Origin of the sequence: Lentibacillus cibarius (assembly GCF_005887555.1) — a bacterium.
GTDB classification, from domain to species: domain Bacteria; phylum Bacillota; class Bacilli; order Bacillales; family Amphibacillaceae; genus Lentibacillus; species Lentibacillus cibarius.
Window position 1 is genome coordinate 137,986 of the sequence record NZ_VCIA01000001.1, and the last position, 23,588, is coordinate 161,573.

At 37.6% G+C, this 23,588-nt stretch carries 20 protein-coding genes and 1 pseudogene; 5 read left to right on the forward strand and 16 right to left on the reverse strand.

Annotation, left to right across the window (positions count from 1 at the left end; translation table 11 throughout):
- Window positions 1–135 precede the first annotated feature (135 nt).
- Complete coding sequence (locus FFL34_RS00715) at window positions 136–1,797, forward strand: DEAD/DEAH box helicase (RefSeq protein ID WP_138600450.1); 1,662 nt, start codon at window positions 136–138, stop codon at window positions 1,795–1,797.
- A complete protein-coding gene (locus FFL34_RS00720; RefSeq protein WP_138600452.1) occupies window positions 1,787–2,566 on the forward strand; it encodes a YqhG family protein in 780 nt (259 codons plus the stop codon). Before FFL34_RS00715 ends, FFL34_RS00720 begins: the two co-directional genes overlap by 11 nt.
- Window positions 2,567–2,605: 39 nt before the next feature.
- Here the strand turns inward: FFL34_RS00720 and FFL34_RS00725 are convergent, their stop codons facing one another.
- Window positions 2,606–2,782, reverse strand: coding sequence for a YqzE family protein (locus FFL34_RS00725; RefSeq protein ID WP_138600454.1), 177 nt, complete (start codon window positions 2,780–2,782; stop codon window positions 2,606–2,608).
- Window positions 2,783–2,859: 77 nt separating this feature from the next.
- Window positions 2,860–3,351, reverse strand: coding sequence for a shikimate kinase (locus FFL34_RS00730; RefSeq protein WP_138600456.1), 492 nt, complete (start codon window positions 3,349–3,351; stop codon window positions 2,860–2,862).
- A 105-nt stretch (window positions 3,352–3,456) separates the two neighbouring features.
- Here FFL34_RS00730 and FFL34_RS00735 point away from each other — a divergent pair, with 105 nt between their 5' ends.
- Entirely contained in the window at window positions 3,457–3,909 is a 453-nt protein-coding gene (locus FFL34_RS00735) for an ATPase, T2SS/T4P/T4SS family (protein ID WP_138600458.1), read from the forward strand.
- Window positions 3,910–5,476: 1,567 nt separating this feature from the next.
- Here the strand turns inward: FFL34_RS00735 and FFL34_RS00745 are convergent.
- Together FFL34_RS00745 and FFL34_RS18870 are read right to left on the reverse strand one after the other, a co-directional pair.
- Window positions 5,477–5,740, reverse strand: coding sequence for a hypothetical protein (locus FFL34_RS00745; protein ID WP_138600460.1), 264 nt, complete (start codon window positions 5,738–5,740; stop codon window positions 5,477–5,479).
- A 62-nt stretch (window positions 5,741–5,802) separates the two neighbouring features.
- Window positions 5,803–6,535: pseudogene (locus FFL34_RS18870) on the reverse strand (ExeA family protein); the annotation flags it as partial.
- Between the two features lie 344 nt (window positions 6,536–6,879).
- On the opposite strand from FFL34_RS18870, the gene FFL34_RS00755 reads away from it, so the two are divergent.
- Window positions 6,880–7,986 carry a glycerol dehydrogenase gene (locus FFL34_RS00755; RefSeq protein WP_138600462.1) on the forward strand — a complete coding sequence of 369 codons (1,107 nt, stop codon included), beginning with the start codon at window positions 6,880–6,882 and terminating at the stop codon, window positions 7,984–7,986.
- A 259-nt stretch (window positions 7,987–8,245) separates the two neighbouring features.
- On the opposite strand, the gene FFL34_RS00760 is transcribed toward FFL34_RS00755, so the two are convergent.
- From FFL34_RS00760 to FFL34_RS00775, 5 genes are all read right to left on the reverse strand, one after another.
- Window positions 8,246–9,109 carry an alpha/beta fold hydrolase gene (locus tag FFL34_RS00760; RefSeq protein ID WP_138600464.1) on the reverse strand — a complete coding sequence of 288 codons (864 nt, stop codon included), beginning with the start codon at window positions 9,107–9,109 and terminating at the stop codon, window positions 8,246–8,248.
- A gap of 15 nt (window positions 9,110–9,124) precedes the next feature.
- Window positions 9,125–10,294 carry a sodium:solute symporter family protein gene (locus FFL34_RS00765; RefSeq protein WP_199799042.1) on the reverse strand — a complete coding sequence of 390 codons (1,170 nt, stop codon included), beginning with the start codon at window positions 10,292–10,294 and terminating at the stop codon, window positions 9,125–9,127.
- Complete coding sequence (locus FFL34_RS18755; RefSeq protein ID WP_199799043.1) at window positions 10,291–10,743, reverse strand: sodium:solute symporter family transporter; 453 nt, start codon at window positions 10,741–10,743, stop codon at window positions 10,291–10,293. Before FFL34_RS18755 ends, FFL34_RS00765 begins: the two co-directional genes overlap by 4 nt.
- 754 nt (window positions 10,744–11,497) lie before the next feature.
- On the reverse strand, window positions 11,498–12,688 hold the full coding sequence (locus FFL34_RS00770) for a hypothetical protein (protein ID WP_138600466.1): 1,191 nt from the start codon (window positions 12,686–12,688) through the stop codon (window positions 11,498–11,500).
- A gap of 133 nt (window positions 12,689–12,821) precedes the next feature.
- Window positions 12,822–13,994, reverse strand: coding sequence for a M20 metallopeptidase family protein (locus FFL34_RS00775; RefSeq protein ID WP_138600468.1), 1,173 nt, complete (start codon window positions 13,992–13,994; stop codon window positions 12,822–12,824).
- 568 nt (window positions 13,995–14,562) lie between these two features.
- On the opposite strand from FFL34_RS00775, the gene FFL34_RS00780 reads away from it, so the two are divergent.
- Window positions 14,563–14,919, forward strand: coding sequence for a hypothetical protein (locus tag FFL34_RS00780; RefSeq protein WP_234031382.1), 357 nt, complete (start codon window positions 14,563–14,565; stop codon window positions 14,917–14,919).
- A 601-nt stretch (window positions 14,920–15,520) separates the two neighbouring features.
- Here FFL34_RS00780 and FFL34_RS00785 read toward each other — a convergent pair.
- The 7 genes from FFL34_RS00785 to FFL34_RS00820 all read right to left on the reverse strand — a co-directional run bounded on the left by FFL34_RS00785 (window position 15,521) and on the right by FFL34_RS00820 (window position 23,212).
- Window positions 15,521–17,155: a hypothetical protein gene (locus FFL34_RS00785; RefSeq protein WP_138600472.1), complete on the reverse strand. Its 1,635-nt coding sequence runs from the start codon at window positions 17,153–17,155 to the stop codon at window positions 15,521–15,523.
- Between the two features lie 78 nt (window positions 17,156–17,233).
- Window positions 17,234–18,595: an IS4 family transposase gene (locus tag FFL34_RS00790; RefSeq protein WP_138600479.1), complete on the reverse strand. Its 1,362-nt coding sequence runs from the start codon at window positions 18,593–18,595 to the stop codon at window positions 17,234–17,236.
- A 148-nt stretch (window positions 18,596–18,743) separates the two neighbouring features.
- Window positions 18,744–19,181, reverse strand: coding sequence for a hypothetical protein (locus FFL34_RS00795; protein WP_138600481.1), 438 nt, complete (start codon window positions 19,179–19,181; stop codon window positions 18,744–18,746).
- Between the two features lie 254 nt (window positions 19,182–19,435).
- Window positions 19,436–19,972, reverse strand: coding sequence for a hypothetical protein (locus FFL34_RS00800; RefSeq protein ID WP_138600483.1), 537 nt, complete (start codon window positions 19,970–19,972; stop codon window positions 19,436–19,438).
- Window positions 19,973–20,080: 108 nt separating this feature from the next.
- Entirely contained in the window at window positions 20,081–20,785 is a 705-nt protein-coding gene (locus FFL34_RS00805) for a DUF3800 domain-containing protein (RefSeq protein ID WP_138600485.1), read from the reverse strand.
- A gap of 468 nt (window positions 20,786–21,253) precedes the next feature.
- The gene (locus FFL34_RS00810; RefSeq protein ID WP_234031383.1) at window positions 21,254–21,517 is read right to left on the reverse strand and encodes a DNA cytosine methyltransferase; all 264 of its coding nucleotides are present in this window, start codon (window positions 21,515–21,517) and stop codon (window positions 21,254–21,256) included.
- A gap of 837 nt (window positions 21,518–22,354) precedes the next feature.
- On the reverse strand, window positions 22,355–23,212 hold the full coding sequence (locus FFL34_RS00820; protein ID WP_138600486.1) for a tyrosine-type recombinase/integrase: 858 nt from the start codon (window positions 23,210–23,212) through the stop codon (window positions 22,355–22,357).
- Window positions 23,213–23,588: the final 376 nt, after the last annotated feature.

Consider the following 23,588-nt stretch of genomic DNA (forward strand, 5'->3'; position numbering starts at 1 on the left):
GCATTATGATATTCGTTTTTTTTGGTTATACTATGTAACGGATGATATACGTATCTGCAATCATAAGTATTATATCACAGGGAACATTGTAAAAATAGGGATAATCACATTTTTATGAAAAAAAGGAAGTATACGATGAATCAAATAGACTTAAAGCGCGACAAAGATTTCATTCATGGATTGGAAACAAGGCTTAACCAGGAAGGTCCATTTGCTGCATGGGATCTGTTTCAGATGAACTATCATGCCGCCCAGACGACTATGTCTCCATCCTTTAATGGATTAAAAGCGCTCGAATATTTGCCGCATATGGAATTCATGGATCATCAACTTTCCAGCGCTAAGCAAGTCCTCGAGGATATGAATGGACGCGCCATACTGGCTGATGAAGTCGGTTTAGGGAAAACGATTGAAGCCGGACTGATTTTAAAAGAATATATGCTTCGCGGCCTTGTAAAAAAAGCGCTTATCATTGTTCCGGCATCATTGGTCAATCAATGGGCAAAAGAACTTAACGAAAAATTCTTCATCCCGGCGGTGACCTTCAGAAAAACTTACCCGTGGGATCAATATGACGTAATTATCACATCGATGGATACGGCAAAACGCTCACCACACCGTGAACAAATACTTGAACAGGATTATGACTTTTTACTAGTAGATGAAGCGCATAAACTCAAAAACCACAAAACAAAAAACTATGCATTTGTTAAATCATTGAAGAAAAAATACTGTTTACTACTGACAGCCACACCGGTACAAAATCGTTTAGTCGAAATCTTTAATCTTGTGTCCATCCTCAAACCAGGTCACTTGGGAGATTATGATTCATTCTTGAAACAATACGGCAAAGACCGCAAAAAACTCGGTCAGGATGGGTATTTGAAACAGCTAATCCAAAAAGTGATGATCCGGAACACACGGCAGACTGCAACATTCGATCATATTAAACGAAATATCGAAACCGTTTGGATTGATTTTACTGACGAAGAACACAGTGTGTACAGCGAGCTGGAGAATATGACAGAAACGCTTCCCGCATTTTCAAAAATTACGTTGTTAAGGGAGCTCTGCTCTTCCAGGGAAGCTTGTTACCTGTCACTTAAGAAAATGATGACGGAAGATCAAACAAAAGAACAATGGATCAAGCCGGTAACAGAGGCGATTGAACAACTGCCTCAACACACGAAGGCGGCAAAAGTTGTTGAACTCATTAATAAAACCGGTGGCGAAAAGGTCATTGTATTTACCGAATATCGGGCAACACAATTTTACCTGCAGTGGTATCTAAAAGAAAACGGTATCACCTCAGTGCCATATCGAGGGGGATTTAATAAAGGAAAGAAAGATTGGATGAAGCAGCTGTTTGAGAATCATGCACAAGTACTGATTGCCACTGAAGCCGGCGGAGAAGGAATCAATCTCCAATTCTGCAACCACCTGATCAATTATGATCTTCCATGGAACCCAATGCGTCTGGAGCAGCGTATTGGTAGAATTCACCGATACGGGCAAAAAAGAGATGTGCATATATATAATGTGGCTGTCCGCGATACAGTTGAAGAGCATATTATGACATTACTGTACGAAAAGATAAATCTATTTGAACAGGTTATCGGTAACTTAGACAGCATTCTTGCTGAACTGAATATTAGTGATATCGAATCTGAAATCCAGTCTATTTTCTCCGAATCGGCATCAGCCGGAGAAGCAAAAATAAAACTGAACAACTTGTCCTCTGTCATTAAAATGACACATGATGAAACAATGCAGGAGGAACAGCACTATGGCAATTAAAGATTTACACCATTTTCTTGAGTCGTATTTCTCAGCACATCATTGCGACATTTTGCACAATGAGGGAGGTATGCTTACCGTTCAACTGACTGAAGAAATGGACCGTGCGTTGATGAACCGGCCTTTTTACTGGCATTATATCAAAAAAATGGGTTATCCGGGTGATCCAAAGCAGCTAACACTGATTACAGACCCGGAAAAACGAGACGGCAAGCATGAATGGATTCATTTTGGTAGTCCGCGGTTGCATCAAATCCTTAATCATTTAAAAGATAACGAAAAGTATACGAAACTGTTTGAGCGTATTGACACAAATCAAAAAACAGCTTTATTCCCCTGGCTAATTACTAACATTAAAATCAGTTATCAAGGAAAACAAAAAATGGATGAAATGATTTCAATTGGGCTCCATCTTGTGAATGGGTCCATGAAAGTAAACATGATGGAAGAATTACAGGACAAATCAATGCAAATGTCCATTTCCGATTATTGCTATACCATTGCACCAATCATAAAATTACCAAGTGGTTTTAAACGTATCGAAAACGTGCTGGAAGATTATGTTCAGAACCAGCCACACGACTGGGCGGAATCATCTTTGAAAACAATGGAAGAGGAAATCAATTTACTGCGGCATTTTTACAAAGGGGAACATGATGGAAGCGAAATTGAAAAGGAAGTTAAAGAAATAAAAGAACGTTATTTCCCGTACATTCATTTTGAAGTGATTAATGGAGGTATATTTTACCTAACCGAAAACACAGCTTGAAATAATCTAAAAACAGGCTCCTTTTTCGACAGGAGCCTGTTAGTCTGCTTTATTTAAAAATAATTTCCATGCAAATGGCAATAATCCGAGCCAACGGTTTGTGCAAACGGGCTGAGCGGTATAATCCGGTTTTTGTGACCTCTTTTCATCCGGTGACCTATCAATAAATTTTGTGAATTGTTGCGTCATGTATTTCACATATTCATTTACAGACATGACAAAACACCCTCTTTCATTTGAATGGTGGTGTCATTATTATTAACTGCTATTTTCACATTTATACACAGCTACGATTACCGTAACTGGGATGATATTTCTTCTGTAATATTCTGTGCCGTTTTGCCATCGGTTAAAATAGTCACGTCTGCTGCCGCTATATATAATTCTTTCCGGCGGTTATATAAACGGACTCTTTCCGCGTAATTTGTTCCCCACAGTGGCCTGTTAGGGTCATTTCCCAATCGAGAGGCAATCTCATTCATGGATGCATTCAAATGAAAAATGATGCCATTACCGTTCATGAAGGCTATATTTTGCTCCTGTTCGACAATACCTCCGCCGGTTGAAACGATGTGATTATTGTCAGGTATGCGCTTTAGCATTTCCGTTTCATACGTACGGAAAGCCTTCTCCCCTTTATCTCGAAATATTGCTGAGATTGGTCCGTATTCACTCTCAACCATTTGATCGGTATCCAAAAAAGGAATACCCAGCTGCTCACCCAACATCTTTCCGACTGTACTTTTTCCACTTCCCATAAACCCAATTAAATAAATCGTTTTCATAATCTTCCCCTACCTTTAAAAATTTTTCAAATAAAATGATAAAAAAAGAAGGATTTACGCAAACCATGTCGAATATAGTGTCTAAGAAAGGAGGTGAGATAGTCGTTGGACACAGCTCTCAAATTCTCAGAACAGCTTCTCCGGGATGCTGTCAGCTCTAAAGCTTCGGATATTCATTTCTTCCCGTTTACAGATCATGCATCTATCCATTTTCGGGTGCTTGGGGCGCGCATTCACCATAAAACAATTCCCATCAGTCAATACCAGTTACTGCTTACTTACTATAAGTTTACATCAGGAATGGATATAGGTGAAGTCCGCAAACCACAAAATGGGACAATTATTCATGAACTATCGAATAGCCGCTGCGCACTTCGTTTATCGACGCTCCCGGTAAACGACACGGAAAGCCTTGCCGTTCGGATCCTCCCACAGGAACATAACCTTTCACTTGAGGAACTTTTTCTTTTTCCAAGTCAATTACAAAAACTGAAAAGCTGGGTAAGAAACCGCAACGGAATCATATTGTTCACAGGTCCTACAGGTGATGTTATGTAAATACAACCTTTATAAAGCTTGATATGTCGCTTTTTTCACCCATTTTTCAATTTTATTCTTTCAGCTAATTATTCCTTCTTTTTTTATTATCTAAAGCCGTTCATAAATTCATGAATACTCCCCAAATAAAAAACAAACATATGTGACTGATCATTTTTCGATTACTTATCATAATCATAAGAAAGTCACCCGAATAACACAAAAATCCGCAACGCTTATCTTTGTGAATGTTTGTTTCTTTGCAACCCGTTGTGTCTTTAGCCGGACTACATGCTGAAGTACCACAAGATTAGCATAGATGTTTTTGAGTTTGATTATAAGGGCCATTTAGCTGTTAAAACATCCAGCATATTTATAGACCGTTTTCATTTAAATAACAGTAGGGTGGCTATCCACCAATTTGAATCTAAAGGAAAGTTTCTTAGCACAGAAATTACTTTGTACCAATCCTTTTAACATTGGCTTATTTTAAGTTGTACAAAACCTTACAAAATGCTTTATTCCTGCAATTTTAGCATCTTTTTTCAAAATTACAGGATATGAAAAAGTACACTTTTGTAATTTTAAAGTGACCATTCTTGAGCAACTACGGTGTCGTTAAATATGTTCCATTGATTTTCATCAGTGTTAAAGAGAAAATATGTTTTTAAGGTTCACTTTACCGAATCCATTTCTAAATAAAACCATCCTAAATTTCCCAAAGGTGTACAGTAGTACGGATTCTGTACTATTGCTTTAGCCGGTTTTAATTCACTTCAAAAATGTTGGCACATCCGAACTTGGCAAAAAATAAATTTCACTCACTTTTAAGGTTTATCAAAATTTCGGGGGTGTTCTGGGGGTGCTTTGGGGGTGAATTAAAATATTATTAACCCTTAGCACACCATGTTGTCAGCGGTTGTTGAACTGTATTTGTATTAGGTCTTAAACTTTGTTAAACGAAAATAAAGGGTCATGCACTACCTATCCAAATTAAATCACTAGAACAACCATACTTATAACGATCGCTTGTACCTATGATTCCGAGGAATAAAGATAGTAGGTTTCAGTACTTCATGGGGATTCTTTCATGTTTTTATAATCGTCTTTATGAATTACTACCCGGCAAAAGTTAGCCTTTTAAGCCCCTCCATCCGCACAGCCAGCGTACCACGGACAATCACTTCTAAGTTCTGCTGGCGGGACCCGCCCCCCTCGGTGCACCATTGGCTGGTTGTTCGAAGAGGTCAAATAGTTGATCTCCGGCCGTATTTGTATCAATAGTGACTTTTCGCCTTAAGTGGCCCTCTTCATTTATTTTGCTTAGCAAGTTCTGTAATGTAATCAAAAAAAGTATTCCGATCCACTTCATACACTAATTCTACTTCTCTTCCATTCTCAGAGAGTTCAGTTCTTCCTTGACTTCCGTGAATCACCACGTTATTTCGGGTTCCTATCTCCACATTAATCCAGCCAAAAATCTGAAATAATCCACAAATATTTTCACGCTATTTCAAATTTGCACATTATCCCATTTTCTTCTTCAAATTATTCCAGATGGTACGTGTTAGAATGTGGCCCCTTCTCTTCAAAAAGGGACCACATATGGTTTATAATCAGCTGTATTAATATGGACTTTATAGACTTCTGTTTTCCGTAAATTAAAGGCTACGCCATCAAGTTCGATTGTCCAGTTTCTATATGCATCCGTATCTGAAATGACTACAACTTGATAATATTGATTATTGATGCGTAGTTCCATCGAGTCGCCTGAAAATACCTGGTAGGCAGTCTGTCTAATCCAGATGACCCATCCAAAGGCGCTATCAAACATCATAATACTGCGTTTCATAAGCCACTCTCCTCGGCGGACAAACGGACGACTTCCCCGTCAATTTTATCCTTCTTCATTTAATAGCCCAATAGAAGGCAGTTTGTCGCCAGTGTGTTTATGAGGCGTGGCCAACCTTGAGAATGTAATGCTATCGCCTCAAGGGCCGAGTCAGCAAAGATGGGCTTTTTCGCTCCGGCTTCTTTGAGGTGATACGATACATACTGTAAGACCTCTTCTTTGCTTAATGTCCCCATTTGATATCGCATGATTAGTCGCTGCGCTAACGGCGGTTTTGATTCAACTTTAGCCGTGTTCGTAAATGCGGTAATCCTGAAAGAATAAGTAAAAACGGATTCGATGCTTCAATCCGAAAATTAAACAAAACGCTGAGGTCATTGAGAAAGGCGTCTTTCTCCATATGCATTTCATCAAGAATGAACACGGTGTTATGTGTCAATCTTGAACATCCGTTCAATTCCACTTTGAATTTGTCGGAATAAGTCTACTTTACGAAATTTGGGCTCCTCACCCAATCCATAAGCCAATCCTCGGTAAAAATCCATGACACTTCCCGTTGCATAGAGGGAAATAAATGACGTGATACAAAGATGGATTTAAAGACGCTTGAAAGGCTCTTAAAGCGAATGTCTTGCCTGCGCCAGGTTCACCCACCAATAACCCCATACCTCTGATCTTTTTTAGGTAATCCAAACGTGCAAGGGTTTCTTGATAAGACGAAGAAGCGAAAGCTTCCGACGAACTAATCTCTTTTGTAAAGGGCTCATGAGCCAATGAATAAAATGACTTATACACTTAATTCACCATCCCTGCCTTCTGCCATCTTAGAGAAAGACATGGACGAGCGATTTCGCTTGATGTGGGCATTATCCTTCAACGCGACTGGATGGATTTCGGCCTCCATATTCCCATCTTCATAGAAATGAACATGGGCGATAGCCCATGCTATAAAAACTCTGAACTTTATCTCTAAAAGAGATAAGCGGAGGATTAGAAATCTGTGTGATATACGTTTGATTATCATGAAATCACCGTTTATCCATAAGATATCGTTACATTAAAATATACATATTAGGGAATTATATATATTGGTCAAGTTTTACAATCCGCTAAATTGCCATGAGGGAAGGATGTTTAATATGTCTGAAAGAATTTTTATCAGCCCCGCGAAGTATGTACAAGGGAAAAATGCAATCGAGAAAATCGGGGGCTACCTGAAGGATATTGGAAGTCAAACGGTTGTTATTGCTGATGAAACCGTATGGGATATTGCTGGACATAAAGTTGTAGATGCACTGAAAAAGAAAAACATAGCCTCAGAAGAAATTCTGTTTAATGGTGAAGCTTCAAATGAAGAAATTAAGCGGATTTCTAAAGAAGCCAAGGGTGCAGGGGCTACGATTGTTGTTGGTGTTGGAGGAGGAAAAACATTAGATACATCAAAAGCGATAGCAGACGAGCTGGACGCTTATACCGTTATTGTACCAACTGCTGCGTCTGCTGATGCCCCAACAAGTGCATTGTCGGTGGTTTATTCGGACGAAGGTGTTTTTGAATCATATCGTTTTTATAACCATAATCCAAATTTGATTCTTTTGGATTCACATGTTATTTCAGAAGCACCTCCACGTCTGTTGACATCGGGTATAGCAGACGCAATGGCCACATGGATTGAAGCAAGAGCAGTAATTAATTTTGGTGGAAGTAACCAGGCAGGAGGAACAACTACTATAGCTGCTAAGGCGATTGCTGAAAAATGTGAAGAAACCTTATTTAGATATGGTCATTTGGCATATGAATCCGCAAAAGCGAAAGTCGTAACCCCGGCACTTGAGGAGATTATTGAGGCAAATACGCTCCTTAGTGGTTTAGGCTTTGAAAGTGGTGGATTGGCTGCGGCTCATGCTATTCATAATGGATTCACAGCACTTGATGGCGAAATTCATCACTTAACACACGGTGAAAAAGTAGCTTTTGGTACATTGGCCCAATTAGCACTGGAAAAACATTCACTCGAAGAAATGGAAAGATATATCGGATTTTATATCAGCCTGGATCTGCCGGTTACACTGGAAGATATCAAGCTGAAAGATGCCACAAGGGAAGATATTATGAAGGTAGCTGAGGCTGCGATAGTTGACGGCGAAACGATTCACAATGGATTTAACGTCACAGCTGACGAAGTTGCGGACGCAATCTTTGCCGCTGATCAGTATTCAAAGGCATATAAAAAGAAATATAAGTGATGAATTAAAAATGAATGGAAGGGAGAGTTCCCTTCCAATTCATCCAATAGATGAGACAGAACTAAGCAATCGAGCATAAAATCCGGTCACAGACTCGAAAAGCGTCCAGACCCGTGATTGCATTTATTTGTTCAACCCAAGCACCATGCTTTACACCACCCCATCGGGAAGACCGATTCCTCACTCTATGACTTTCTTGGGTTTTTTTCCAGTGCATATCTTACTTTATGATTTTCTTTAATCCTACTACCATTAATATTCAACTCTGCAAGCTTTTCACAAACTCCAACACCACATTATTAAAACCCTCTGCTTCATCTTTTATCACGTTATGACTGCTGTTTTCGAATATAACCAATTGACTATCCGGTAATTTTTCAGCTATTAACTCGTTCTCATTTACGGGTGTAATCCAATCATGCCTTCCTGCAATGACCAGTGTCGGAACTTGAATATCGTGTAGCTCGTCAGTCACATCAAATTCTCTCAAAAATCCGCCGAACCCTTCATTCAGTGCCTCATATGACCGGAATGTTTCCGGCCTTGGTTCCGGGCTTTCGGAAGATTTATCGGCCACGGAATATAATGGGGCCATTATCTCGTAATACTTCGCCAGCTGTTCATCTGATGTAAAAGCACCTTCCCACAAAACATCCGCTATTTCCTGTTGTTCTTTCGTTCCATTTCTAGCCACAAAGGACTTTGCCTTTTCAATAAATCGATAGCTCGGCGATGTTGTAACAAGCAACATCCCGACCAGATTTTCTCGATACCTTGCAGCATAACGCATTGCCGTCATCCCGCCATATGAGTGGCCAAGCAGTAAAATTTTCCCCAAACCAAGATACTTTCGCAATGCTTCAATATCTTCTACATTATTTTCAATTGTGTACATTGATTGTGGCTCTTTTTCCGAAAAACCACTGCCACGATTATCGATGTACACCAGCTGCATTCCGGTTGTCAATTTATTTAAATATGGTTTGAAATTCACATGTGTTCCACCAGGTCCGCCATGCAGGATGAAGCAAACAGGCTTTTCCTCCAGTACATCTTTATTGACTCTGTAACCAGCACCATCAATATCAAAAAACAGCTTTATGCCATTCACCTGCGCAAACATGTTATCGAACTCCCTTTAATTTTTTTGAGGAAAGATATAGACTATAAGCAGCACAACGCCTAATGTCAGTGCCACCAGTGTTATTAAAATAAGCCATGGCCACATATTCAAATTCATAAATCCAAAGAGGAACAATATGAATATTATGCTGACAATCCCAAGAAACTTAAGATCCTTTGATGCAACAGATTTAAACTGAAAGACATCTCCTTTTTCATAGTCCGGCTTGGAACTTAAGCTGCCAATTACTGTTCCGGCAATAGAGAAGATGATACCAAAAATGACAGGGTCCAGCGATGTTTGCATCAGCACTGCAATGATGGTAGTCAAACCACCCAGGATGATTCCCGCCATAGCACCTGTAGCGTTCGCACGTCTCCAGTACAGACCGAATAATATAGGCGCAAAAGTTCCCCCCGCAAATACACCTAATGTAGTCAATATTAATTCCATGATGGACGGTGTTAAAATGGCAGCCAATGTACCCAGTAAACCAATAATCACGATTGTCCATCTTGTAACAAGTATACTGCCTCTTTCATGGATAACTTTGCCACGGGCTTTCCGCTGCCGTTCATATAAGTCCCTGGATACATGAATACCTGCTCCTAGCAAATTAGAGTCAACCGTAGACATACATGCACCCAAAATTCCGGTTACCACAATCATACCCATAAACGGATTGATGACTTCCATCGCCATCATGGGAAAGATAGTTTCGGGGTTACCAATTTCAGGAATCACATTTTTTCCAATAATGCCTACGAGTGCAAGTGCAAAGGCGGAGAATAAACCTACAAACAATACCATAATCAGGCTAACCCGTTGAATGCTTTGTTCACTTTTAGCAGCGTACACCCGTTGAATTTGGGTCTGTGAAATGGTATTCAGCGGCATAAACGTAATGACCCAGGCCAATACCATAATGAATGTTACCCCTTCAGTAAAGCTTAAAAAGTCGTTTCCTACCGTTTGTGACAATACTTCTGTAAATTCGAATGAAGATGAAATAATGCCACTGTCAGGCACCAAAGAGGACATTCCGAGCGCAACAACAAGAATTAGCCCAACAATCATAATGATGGACTGTATCCAATCAGTCAGTGCTACACCCATTAATCCACCAAGTGTTGTGTATGCAATCGTCACTATAGCTGTTATCAATATCGCTACAGTGGTATTCAACCCCAGATTGCATGCAGGATGACTCCTACGCCAAGAATACTGCCTCCTGCTCCACCTATCAGTGAAAAAAGGGAAAAGGCAGTTGTCAATAATGCAACTGGCCTGGAGTAACGTAATTCCATTAAATCGGGCAAGGTAAATACATTGTGAGTTTGAGCTATGCGGCGTATTTTCCCGGAAATGAAGAAAAGGAGAAAATAGGATGATCCGGCTGCAATCAGCATCCACATGATTGAAAATCCACCATCGTACACCATACCGCTAAATCCCATGTAAGTGTTTGCACCCACTACTGTCGAAAAAATGGTTGCGAAGAGTATACCGCTATTCATTTTATTCGATGCTACATAAAAATCTGACCTTGTTTCCTGCCGTTTCGATACAATAATCCCCATAACCACCATCGCTACCAGATAAACTGCGGGAATAATGTAAAGTGTCGAATTCATTGTGGACTGCCTCCTTCTGAAAAGTACCATTGTTAAACTAATTTATAAAATTACATTTAACTCTAAATAATTTTTTAATTCAGGTCAATAGAATTAACTAAATTTTTCAATTAATCAAGAAGGTAGTTTAACCCCCTTCATTTGACAGAGTTCGGCTGACAGTGCTTTAATGGGAATCAAAGTCAGTGACAAATAATTTATAAGACTTTCAAAATTAAATAGCGTGATACGGTTACGGTATGTGGACCGTGCTCCTATCAGAACCATCATGGGTAAGCATACGTTCTCCCTTCCATACCCCCAGTGCCACTTACTATTGGTACCCTTTGGCAGTAAGGCCTTGACTTAGCTTGCAGACTAGCCCAGGTACACCAAGTCTCCTATGGAGTTCGTGTCCTAAAGGCAGAGGTTTACCGCTGACTTCCTTGAGATTCTGGTTAACCAGGCACCCTTGTCATAAGCTAATCGCTACTACCGCCTTCACGATTCGGACTCGAACCCTAAAGAATGTGTGCATACCTGGCACACGAACAGTGACCACAGCATAATGTTGTGGTCACCAGATCGCGCCATATAAAGGTTGTAGAAAAGGATTTATATTATGCCGCCCATTAGACGACTACTTTTCTTCTCGCTTTCTATTAACAAAAAACCTTAAATTTGACAATCACCGTGCCTATCCTAAAATCCTAATTCACACTTTTATGAAACATCTTCAGTCTCAAAATTCATTCCTTCAAATTAAGGTATAAAGCTACAATGTTTCTACCAACAGACTAGCAATAACAACCGATCCTACTGTTACAGAAGTGAACCCACCAATAAGCATTGGGGTTAATATATCATTTAGAATTTTTTCCCTTTCCTCTTTGTTTCTCCCAATACTACGACTGATTTCATTTGAAATTAAATAATCACCAGGAAATCCATACATTGCTGTTAGAGTTACAGATATTCCCTTTAAAGGGTCCCATTTAAAAATCTTAGAGCCAATAAAGCCGCCAATAGAAAGTCCTAATGTGCCTATAACAATAATTGCAGCAACAGCTGGAAGAATATTTAAAATATCGGAGAACGATAAACCAACTAACCCACTTAAAACAATTACGATAAGCCCTACCATTGCAACTGTAAATCCATTTGCACGTTCCAATACATTTTTTGGATAAAAGCCGATATAGGAACCAAATATACCAATTACTAAACCATAAAGGCTATAGTTAATCCCGGTGAGGCTATCCAACCCAACTGAAATAGCTCCACCTATAAATATCATGAAAAGTAAAATAAAGTTACTATTTAAATATTTTTCTGGGATAAGCATTTTTTTCTCAGGCTCTTCTTCTAATACATTTTTTGATATCCCGGTATTGCCTTCAGTGGTTACAGCTGTTTGATAATTACCTTCGTCCATATAACGACGAATTTTTAAACCATAACGGTGTAGTAATAGTGAAGTCAATGGCATGCCTACTAAACCTTGTATAGAAAGTACTATGATTGGAATCGCAACTAAGGAAGCCAGTCCAGCTGCTTGCAGTGCTTCTTCAGTCACTAGGTAAGCGATTAACCCACCTGTTAATGGACCAGCTCCCGCCACAGCAGTACCATAGTCGAAGAACAAAGGCATAACAAGTAAAATAGTGGCGACTGAAAAAACCAATCCTATTGCGGTTATAAGAACAGCCTTGTATTGTTTCTTCATAACACTTATCGGTATTAATGTACCCATATGCACTAAAATCGCTGGTTGTAAAACTGTTCCTACAACGGTAAATGTGGAAGCTTCAATAATACTTTCTGGAACAATATTAGTTTGAAAAAGAATGAGTAAGCCTAACATGACAATAAGCAGCATTGGTATCCTTGCTTTTGACTTAAGAGAAACAATTTCACCTACAGTAATTAAAGCTAAAATAACTAAGGCCGCTACGACTGGATGCATAATACAACCTTCCTTTAATTAAGAATAATTTCTTATCAATTTCTTAAAATATAAAAGGAGTAAGTACAAACTTTATCTTACTCCTTTTATAAATACCTATGTTAGATTTGGATAATAAATTGAATAAACAGTCCTAACTTAGTATTTTTTTAGGCAAGCTAGTTAAAATCCGAAGACCATTTTCTAATGCGTCCTCATCAATACCAAAACGAGGATGATGATGCGGATAGCTAAATCCTTCTTCTTCGTTGCCAGCCCCAACAGGTATAAAACACCCAGGTACTTTTTCTGAGAATGCCGAAAAGTCCTCTCCACCCATTATGGCATCGCCATATTCAACGGCATCACTTCCAAATTCCTCAACAACCGATTCTTCAACTATTTTAGTTAGTTTGTCATCATTTATGACAGAGCTATATCCATACGTATAATTGTATTCATAAGAAGCGCCATGAGCTTCTGTTATCCCTTTTACAATACGCTCTATTAATTGAACAGCTTCTTCCCTGATTTCCAGGCTATACGATCGAACGGATGCTCCAATATCTACAAATTCCGGTATAACATTTTTAGCAGTACCCGCGCTTAGTTCAGTTATAGATATGACCAATTGATCGGATGGGGATAAATTTCTGGATACAATATGTTGTAAGTTATTAATAATTTGGGCGCTAATAGCAATAGGGTCGACCGAATTTTCAGGTTGGGATGAGTGCCCGCCTTTGCCAATAACTCGTAAATCAAACATATCCGTATTAGATGTTAGGGGACCATAGGTGATGCCAATCTTCCCTTTAGGAAGCGTAGACATAAGGTGGAGACCAATAATATGGTCAATGTCATCGACGACACCCGCTTTTACCATTTCTTGAGCACCACCAGGAAGTAATTCTTCAGCATGTTGGAAAATAAACTTAATTTCACCCCTTATTTCATCCTTCCTTTGGCTCAGGATTTGAGCGGCCCCCAAAAGCATTGCAGTATGACCATCATGACCACAAGCATGCATAACTCCTGGTTTCTTTGAGGCAAATTCCAATTCTGTTTCTTCATTGATAGGAAGTGCATCCATATCGGCCCGCAAACCTAGGATTTTCCCCGATTTATTTCCGATTAATCTCGCAACCACACTAGTTTCCGTCGGGCGATAAACCTCAAGACCCTCAAATGATAAAAGTTTGTCATAAACAAACTGCGACGTTTCTTTTTCTTCAAATGACAATTCCGGATTCATGTGAAGATATCTTCTCCACTCGATAACGTTTTCCTTTACTTCTGTTAATTTTTCACTACTGCTAACACTCATCTAGTAAGACCCTCCCAGATTTTATTTAATTAATTGTCATTCTCCAATAATTATTAGATATATTACTATACATTTATTTACACGTCAAACTGTTTTGAAAATTGCGAGCGTTGGTTAGCAACCTTGATTGATGGTAACTACACGATTTTTCTTTTTAATCTCGACTACACAGCGTTATAAACAATACACTATACAACCAATCAATAAGAAACATTGAAGCAGAGTAATTTGATAATCGCGTGAGTTAGGAGCTAAAGAACCCGTCATCATGGTGGATCACTATCTTTTATAACAATCGACGTAATCTGGTGTTGGAAGAGTTAGCTGACAAGGGTCGGGACAATCAAGATTAGGTATTCCGTGATTTCTTCAACCATCCAGCGGGCACTAGGTCCCTACTTATGTTGAATGGAAAGCACCCAATGTCATGCTCACACTGAGTGCGTGCTAATCGTGTGAAGTGTGTTCACAGTGAGCTGCTTATATTTAAGAGATGTTGTCCAATATCTATTTGATTTCTACGGCACTTTCTCTTATAATAAGAACAAAAGTTCTGATAGGTGATTCCATGAATGTAATGGAGAAATACATCGCACTCCCGATTGCACTCAAAGTGTTCCGGCATGACTATAAAGAGTTCGCTAAATTCAAGACGGCTAATGTTTATCTTAATAAAATAGACGCTGTCATCGAGCACATGCGGAATGACTATTTTGGGATTAAAAAGCAATTAATCACAATATATCACACTGAAATAAGGTACATCGGCAAAACCAGCGATGTGGTAAAATATAGATGGCGAAAAGGGAATGAATGCGGTGTGACTGAATACACTTCGGAGCAATTGAAAGATATGACAAGCGAGGTTATGCAGAACTATCTGATAAATACGCAATCTGATATTAAGGAACGACCATGGTATTAAGTCTGTGTACGCTTTTTGTTTAACCATCTAATATAAATGTATAACAATGTTTCCTCAGAATAAGAAGGAGGCGAACAATTCCCCCCTCATTAAGCCACTCGCTTTTAAAGGCTCTTTATCATTTATGAAAACTTGTTTACATCATGCCGCCCCTTTAACCTTTGATTATTTTAAATTGTACAAAACATTACAAAATGCTTCATGCCAGTAGTTTTAGCATCTTCTTCCCCAATATCATAATATAAAAAAATACACTTTTATAAGAAAATAGTGACCATTTTTGAGCAACTGTGATGTCGTTAAATTTTATAGCCAATTAAATGGGCGACTGCTGCACTATTCGGCAATCGTTTGCCTGCTCTCTTTCCGAGCGTCGTATTCGCTTTCCATTCAATTCTTTTGTATTTTAGGGTGATTGCTTAACCTCCCGAATGAATTTCTAAGAAGATTATCGCATGGACTACCACAGCTACCACGTGTATTTTATTTGACGCTAACTAATCAACGTTAAGGGCGGTTACTCTAATTCAAACAAATTTCTAATTTGTAATTTAGCATATTCTTTTATTACGTCAAACAGTACGGACCCAACCCTTTACCCTTAATCACCTTTAAAGTATTTATAATTTATATTCGCTTTAAATTTATGTACCAAGTAATCGCTTAATTTTTTCTTGCAAGGCAGCAAATTTATGTTAAACAGACTCATTATTGTTGGGATTACCACTAAGCAAATAATAATAATTTTACTAAGCATTGGGTATTCATTTTTAATCTTATCAAAATTAGACAGATAGATAGATAAACCTATTATGATGGATAGGAAAACGAATATTATATTAGATGTTATTTTTGCTCTTTTCTTTGCAAGTGAATTTACCCTGTTTTCTTGTAATTCAGTTGTTGTTGCCATTTGCTCTTTCGAATCCCTTAATTGCCTCTTTAAGTCATTAATTTCCTGTTCTTTACATTTACTTAATTCGTCTAATTTCTTTTGCTCTCTCCTTGCTTTTTCGTTTAAAATATCTGAAATGGTTCCAGTGGATATAATATCTTCATCACCCATTGTAATATCCATAACCAATTCCCTTGCAGCTTGTGAGTAATGAAGAAACACAAAACTCTCATCAGATATTTGATGTGTACGAGTATAAATATTAATTACTTCCAAATATCTGCTCCACACATGTTCTGGTGGTTGTGTGGCAGCAAATGTTTCTGCGATAAGTTTCTTTCTCGGTAAATCTGGAGCTTCAGATGGACTTTTTAACCACATTATATTCGTAAGAATAGAATCGTGTAAGACAGGGGGTATTTTTTTGGGATCCTCCTCATCAAAAAAATGTTCCTTTACATTTCGGGCCAATGCAAAATTGTTTGTAACAAATATTGCCCCACTTTTCTCGATATGTCGAGGTTGAACTCCTTTTCTTAAACGCATAATTGCAGCAACGGAGTGTACGTCCCTTTCTCTAGCAACTTCATTTCGATACGTCATATTTTTTTCTAAACGTTCGTGTAATTCTTCGTGTGAAATTACATGGGAATAATTATCGTAATCAACCCATTCAATTACTTTAATACGAAATTTTTCCTTAAGTTCATTTTCAATACCGTAAATAATTCTATCAATGTCAATGGAACTATACCCCTTGTCCAGAAAGTTATTTATTGTTCCATGAGGATCATGAACTTTTTTAGTTAAATTATTCTTACAAAACTCTAAAATCCCTATCATTTCCTCTATATTATGTCTGAACACCCTAAGTATAGCATTATTAGACCGTAACATATTAATAAGTTCTAAACATGGCTCTTGTTGAGCCTTTCCGGCATATCCTAAAGCATAAATAAGAAATGTTGAATCAAAAAACACCTCAGTACCTTTAAATTTCATATTTAATGTTGCGATATCTTCTTTGTAAAAAAGGGCGTTGGTCAACATGGTTCCTTTTACTATATCAATTATATATTCAAATGAAACCGAATGTGATTCATGGGCATTCTTTATAAAATCAGAAATAATGTACATTTCTTGCCCTTCCTTTTTATCATCTGTACTAATTGCTGGCGGGATTGAGGAAGGGTTCAAAGATGAGCCTAATAGAACTAATTGATGTTTTTCCAGAAATGCTTCTAAAGCCTTTTCGGTTTCACTAATACTTATTTTTTTATTGTATTTTTCGTTGGCATAGTTAATGATATCTTGTATAAGTTTTTCATGTTTCCCCATCATTTTTTGTTTTATTTCTTGAAAATTTGAATCCTTAAGTTCATCGTAATTAGGTATTAATATATTCCCATTTTTGATAACTCAACTTTCGCAGGTTAAAACAGGCAGGTATGCCTTGATATAATTGGGCAGGCCCGCTAGCCATTGTTGTAGTTGACTTTTGATAAGTTGTTTCATTTTCTTATTACTTTTGGACAGCGTATCTTCAAGAAGCCCAATTAACTGTTGCAGGGCAACAGCCCAATCGAGGTCATGGACTTCTTCACATAATTCATAAAACATGCCACCCAAGGTTCGGTCATCTGTGCTGCAGCGATTCTGCCACGAAAGCACTATATACCTTGCAAACACAATTGTTGTGTGACTGATAAGAGCGTCATAAGAACGGCTTTGGAATTCTTTTTGAAGTTTTAAAAGGGATTTTGTTGTTTTGAAGAACACTTCAATATCCCAACGCATGCCGTAAATTCGGATGATTTCCTGATCACTCAAGGTGCAATCCGTGCTCAGGATCGCAAGCCAGTCACTTTTCTTATTTCGATTACGGACGAAAACGACTTTGACAGGCACACCATTCGCCTGTGTCGTATGAATGGAACGCAGGATACGCTTGTTATCAGCGCTTGGCTTAGCCAAGCGATACAATTGATCCAGGCTGACGCGCTTGCCATCTACAATGTAACGCTGCTTTAATTTTTTGACCATGCCAATCACATCCAACCCCTGATCTGTCAGATTCTTAATAAGGGGCTGCTGAGTGAACCATGAATCCATCAGCACATAAGATGCATCAATGCCAGCTTTCATTGCCCCTGCAATCATCCCCGGAATTTGTTCCGGTGCTGTTTGCAGAGCTTCTTTCCGACGTTTGTAACCGGAACTCCGTTTATCAACGTTTTCAGATATACCGTTGATTTGGCTTTTTTTCGAACTCAATAACGAAAAATCAACAGGCAGAAATGTCGAGCCATCAGACCAGCCCAGGGTCAACATGCGGAATCCTTTATAGAAGCGCATTTTTTGCGAGGCATGATCAAAGCAGCGAGCTAAAAGCTCGACGTCTTTACTTCGGTTACGATCATAGGATGAATCGTCCAATATAAATACTTTGGGACGGTCATGTCGGGTTAGCTTTGACACCTTCACAATCGTTTGAGAAGCCAGTGAAAGCAGAAAACGACGCCAGTTAAATGTCGATTGATTGAGAAATCGATAAACGGTATCCTTGGCCGGTATATCCCCGGATTGTTTGCTTTCAAGCGCTCGAAACCAATTTTTGTTTTCAAAGATTAAACAAAAAATGAGCTGGAAAATATAAGCACATGAAAAACCAAACGATTTCGTGATACCTGCGTTCCGCAGGTGTCTGAACACATTCAATTCTTTAAACGTTGCTTTTATTTCTTTTGGGAGTTGATTATTTGGGTTGTTTTTAGCTATCATAGCAGTAGGCACCTCTTCTGTTTTGGTAGTGATTCTGGTTAAATCAACTATACCAAACGTTGAGGTGTTTTTTCATGTATAAACATCATTGTCAATCATGATATGTCAGAGGCTACAAGTTCCTCTATGTCCTGAGTTTACTGCGATTTTATTGGTGCGAAAGTTGAGTGATAATATATCTTTGTGGCAACAATTTTCTTTTAAGAATTGTATTAATCACACTAATCGGTAACTCAATTTTAAAATGCTCTATTATTTTGGCTTTTAATTCATTCGAGGATATGGTTTCTACTCCCGAACGTAATAAAGCCTCTTTTACAAATGGAACAAAATGGTCAAATTGATCAAGATTGTTACTATCATTTACATTCATTATTGCAAAAGAGACTAGCTGTTTTTCCTCCATAACATCCTCCATATAATGTACTAACTTGGCTTCTTTATAATCAAAAAAATAGAAATGAAGTGAGTCATCAGCCCATTGAGTATTGTTTTTAACATATTCAGCTTGATCTAATATTTTTAGATGAGATGCAACAACTTCACGGTCTAAATTAGACTGAAATTTTAAGTTCTTTTCGACCATTGTTATTTACAAATTAATTAACTTAGTAAATCAAGAGGTTACATATGAATAGTCTCCCCTTTCAATCCCCCTGTGTTGCAGGGGGATTTTTTATGACTCTGACTTATAGAGATATTGATCAAGCATCTTAAGATTTGTTTCCACACGGATAGTAGCAGTTGACAGCTGACATAAAGAATGATAATTTATATTTACCAGCTCATCTACCAGGTTGTAGAAGGAGACTCCGGTTTTCGCATCGCGATTACCGGTTTTTATTTTTTAGTTAATTCCAGAGTAGCAATATATTCTTGATACTTTTTGTCAAAAGTATATTTTTTATTCACATAAAATGTTGGAAATGCAGTAATTAAGTAATAATCTCTTAATACTCCTTTTCTATACCGTTCTTCTAACACCAAAGTATAATCTGCTCCTTGATGCTTAAACCTTATATAAATTTTTTTATTAAGCCTTTTCCCTTCAATATCTTCTTTCCACAGCATTATATTTTCATCATCTTTATTGGCTAGATTAAGTATCTCATTTACCCACGGAAGCCTTACCCCTCTGTATAAGCAAATGTTTCTTTTTTGGCCATTGGTTAATTCAACTGATTCGTTTGAATTCAAACAATTTACTGCCGGGCAAAATGTGCCTGATGAACAGTTGTTGCATGGCAATATATTAAACTTTTCATTTTCATGTAGACTAATCAAATGCCAAAATAACTCGTTTTTGTGATAGATCCATTTATTGCAGTCAACATAGATATAATTACCAAAAAGCTTATTCCTTTTTTGTTGATTCATTATATTATCCTTAAAGAATCTATAAAGTAACTCAACATTTTCTTTAAAGGTAAAGGATGGATTCAAAATTATTGGATTAGGCAATTTTTCCGAAAACATATGGGTCTGCTACACCATCCTTGGCATCCAATTGAACAAATTGAATTTTTCTTCTCTTACTGGAGTATTTTCATTTAAGTTTCTATCTGTCCATTTTATAATATTGCTTATTAGTGCTTGTTTTCCTTTGTTTTTCCCCGACAAGTAAAATCCTCTATGATAGTATGATAGTGCTCCGATAAAAAGATCGCACAGTTGCATTATTTCAGATTCGTGTGAGTGGATCTGATTAATATCTTTTATGACCTCTTGGCTGAAATCATATTTACTGTTACTTAGCACTTCATGCAGTTTGTTTACTTTTTTTCCACCGTTTGTATCCTTAATGTCTATAAACACTCTATAATTCTCCTCAGGAAAAATAATTGGGTCTAATAAATAATAGTACATTTTATAGTACCACTGATCGTAAGTATTCCCGTATCTTTCATGGTCCAATTGGTTTTTACCTTTCATAATGATGCCTCTAAAGCTCAAATATTGATTATTAAAGAAGTATTCAACAAGTTCATTGTAAAAGTTTAACTTTGATTGTGATACTTTCGTCCATTTAATTTCGAACCATGAACTTAAATCATGTTTTTCCTTTATTTTTCTGATATCAGCAAAGACTGCTTGTTTAGTTAATTCTGGAACTAAAATACCACCAAGAACCATAACATTTGAAAGATCGTTTTCTAAGTGACAACTTTCATCACAATATATGTATATCATTAATACACCTCACTAAAATGCCTTAGTTAAATTCGACTTATTTAGCTATTATTATATCATATCACTAATTTATCCACAATGAACGCCCGACTTATCCACAGTTTTAAATTTATTATAAAATAATCTTTGTAAACAGAATTAAAGGAGGGAAGCAGCAAGCCCCCACCCTGTATACGTTTCGTACATTTCTAAATCAACATCAAACTCATGAATAAGTTGCGTCATAAAAAAGCCCTCCTGAAACATTGTGCTTAAACATTAGCAAACAGTTTCGGTGGAGGAAAGACTAAAATCTACGAGAATTTGATTAAATAGGGGACTCTTTTGATGAAATAACTGCCGGTTCACACTATTTTCTTATAAAATTCGGTTATTTCAGTATCCCCTTCTTTGTTCTTTCAAGTTCTTGCTTCCAAGTTGTGTTTAGAAAAAATAAATGACTTCCTCACGGAAGTCAAATATCAATCCTTAAGCATTTGCTATAATTTCTTTTGGCAAGTCTTGAAGCACATTTGAAAGTTCGTTTGCAACATACCACATTAAAACGGGGGGGATTGCATTACCCAATGCCTTATATTGTGTTCCTTCAGCACCCGTAAGTGTGAATGTATCCGGAAATGACTGAATCCTCGCAACCTCACGTGGTGTGAATCTTCTATAACGGTTATTTATTTTTAATACCGGGTCTGTGCTTCGACAAGTAGGTAATGCGGTTCCGCCGCTATTATCCAAAGCAATAGCAAAACACTTACAAAAGGTTTCAGTCTTTTCCAGATGACTTTATTTTCAACGGAAATCGTAGTTAAGACTTACTTTTGCTAAATGTGCACCCACGGTATTACAAGGTTTATTTATGTCTTGGGATCGTCCCTTATTCATTCTTTTTTTTACTTTCATCATTCCGTCTACTGCTTTTTGGCTAAAATAATATTTCTCATCTATTTCATCTTCTGAAAAAATTACGTCTTTTAACGGAACATAGGCGTTTCCTGCGAATGAATTTACTCATGAATTAAATGCAGCTATACGAAGATACCCTGGTAATCTGAACAGAACCCATCACACCAATATCTGCCAAATATGCTATAATCTAATCGGGTGATAAATATGATACAAGTAATTGGTGAAACAACCTTATATTTTAAAACGGATAAATTTTCCATGAACCTAGTTCAAACAAGATTAAATGATGCATTTGAGAAAATTGACATCATTTCTCACGACATCTATAAAGTGAAACACAAACTACATATTAAATTTATTATGAATATGCAGGAAAACCACAAATGCAAACTTCTCGATGACTACATAAGCTACGTATTACCAGAATTAAAGAGTCATTTTCCGTGGGAATTCGAATTTCAGCCTTTAATAGTTCACCAAATCACAAAGTCATACCAATCTCTTCAGCCAAAGAAGAAGCATATGACTACATTTATAAATAACAAACTGAGCAATAATGATTAACGCCCAAAGCTCCCTTTATGTCTTCGGACCAAAGAACATTTATTTGAGGCTTACTTTTTACGGACTTGATTAAAAAATAACCCAACAACTTCCAACCTTAAGTTACAGTTGATCCATTTTATCCAACATTTCAGTCTTAGTTGGATTCGTATACAACAAAGTCGTATGAATATTCGAATGACCGGCCTGATTTGCCACTTCATGAATACTCAAGCCTTTGGCAATTGCATTGGAACAAAAGAAGTGCCTCAACACATGAGGGGTGATTTTTTTGCCAACTTCTTTGGCGTATCTTTGAAATGCTGTATTAACAACAGTACGATCAAGACGCCGGTTCCGATTACTCGGAAATAAGTATTCACTATCTACTCCGTTGTTCTTTCTTTCTTTTAACCAGGACTGTAATGCAGTGCGAACCTTCTCGCTCATATAAACAATTCTTGTTTTATCCCCCTTTCCTTCTCTTACCGTAATTTCTCTCGTCACCAGATGAACATCGTGAAGATGCAAATCCAGTGCTTCCGATAGTCTTAACCCCGCATAGGCAAATATCGTAGCTAAAGCATAATAACGCATATGATTGTTATCCAAAATAACCTGACGAAACTTCTCCACATCATGATATTCTACTGTCGATAAAGAGGCATATTGTTGTTGCACTCTTTCGAAGTCTTTCTTTCCAATGACTACTTTAGTTTGCACGCGGTACTCTTCCATCAGAAATTGATTGAATTTTATTAAACCACTCAGTTTTGTGTTGATTGTTTTCGGATTTAATTTTTTAACGGTCTTCAAGAATGAAATATACTCAAGTACATTTTCTCGGTGAAGTTTTTGAAATGAAACGTCTTTTGATTCATCAAACCATTTCAAATAACCTTTGACTGACTGGAGGTATCCTTTTATGGAATTTTCCTTTAAACCTTTATTCTGTAAATAAGCATGAAAGGATTCTATCAACGTGTCCCACCTCCTTAAATTATGTTGGGTTCTCTAATTCTCTTTCCCTTCTAAATTATGTTGGATTATACACTCATAATTCTATCAGATGATAAGAAAAACACAACATAAATGACATTATGTTGTGTAACGAAAAACTTTCAATGTATCATCTGTATGTCACTTTGATTGATCGCTATTTTGCACCTTTTTTGAGCGATATTTTGCACTCACATTGTGTAAATAAAGCCTAACCTCTTTTCCTTTGATCTAGAGATTGGCTTCCTCACTTGTTTGTTCAACAATCGCGCCCGTTCGTATTATATGGTTAGTCAGTCATTGTACTGGCTGACCTATTTTAATAGGTTTTATCCTTGGGGAAGCCGGGGTAGGACGC

What these genes read in the sequence shown, in the direction of transcription:
- FFL34_RS00715 (WP_138600450.1), top strand. Translation starts at nt 136, where the DNA reads ATGAATCAAATAGACTTAAAGCGCGACAAAGATTTCATTCATGGATTG.
- FFL34_RS00720 (WP_138600452.1), top strand. Translation starts at nt 1,787, where the DNA reads ATGGCAATTAAAGATTTACACCATTTTCTTGAGTCGTATTTCTCAGCA.
- FFL34_RS00725 (WP_138600454.1), bottom strand. Translation starts at nt 2,782, where the DNA reads ATGTCTGTAAATGAATATGTGAAATACATGACGCAACAATTCACAAAA.
- FFL34_RS00730 (WP_138600456.1), bottom strand. Translation starts at nt 3,351, where the DNA reads ATGAAAACGATTTATTTAATTGGGTTTATGGGAAGTGGAAAAAGTACA.
- FFL34_RS00745 (WP_138600460.1), bottom strand. Translation starts at nt 5,740, where the DNA reads ATGAAACGCAGTATTATGATGTTTGATAGCGCCTTTGGATGGGTCATC.
- FFL34_RS00755 (WP_138600462.1), top strand. Translation starts at nt 6,880, where the DNA reads ATGTCTGAAAGAATTTTTATCAGCCCCGCGAAGTATGTACAAGGGAAA.
- FFL34_RS00760 (WP_138600464.1), bottom strand. Translation starts at nt 9,109, where the DNA reads ATGTTTGCGCAGGTGAATGGCATAAAGCTGTTTTTTGATATTGATGGT.
- FFL34_RS18755 (WP_199799043.1), bottom strand. Translation starts at nt 10,743, where the DNA reads ATGAATTCGACACTTTACATTATTCCCGCAGTTTATCTGGTAGCGATG.
- FFL34_RS00770 (WP_138600466.1), bottom strand. Translation starts at nt 12,688, where the DNA reads ATGCATCCAGTCGTAGCGGCCTTAGTTATTTTAGCTTTAATTACTGTA.
- FFL34_RS00775 (WP_138600468.1), bottom strand. Translation starts at nt 13,994, where the DNA reads ATGAGTGTTAGCAGTAGTGAAAAATTAACAGAAGTAAAGGAAAACGTT.
- FFL34_RS00780 (WP_234031382.1), top strand. Translation starts at nt 14,563, where the DNA reads ATGAATGTAATGGAGAAATACATCGCACTCCCGATTGCACTCAAAGTG.
- FFL34_RS00785 (WP_138600472.1), bottom strand. Translation starts at nt 17,155, where the DNA reads ATGATGGGGAAACATGAAAAACTTATACAAGATATCATTAACTATGCC.
- FFL34_RS00790 (WP_138600479.1), bottom strand. Translation starts at nt 18,595, where the DNA reads ATGATAGCTAAAAACAACCCAAATAATCAACTCCCAAAAGAAATAAAA.
- FFL34_RS00795 (WP_138600481.1), bottom strand. Translation starts at nt 19,181, where the DNA reads ATGGTCGAAAAGAACTTAAAATTTCAGTCTAATTTAGACCGTGAAGTT.
- FFL34_RS00800 (WP_138600483.1), bottom strand. Translation starts at nt 19,972, where the DNA reads ATGAATCAACAAAAAAGGAATAAGCTTTTTGGTAATTATATCTATGTT.
- FFL34_RS00805 (WP_138600485.1), bottom strand. Translation starts at nt 20,785, where the DNA reads ATGATATACATATATTGTGATGAAAGTTGTCACTTAGAAAACGATCTT.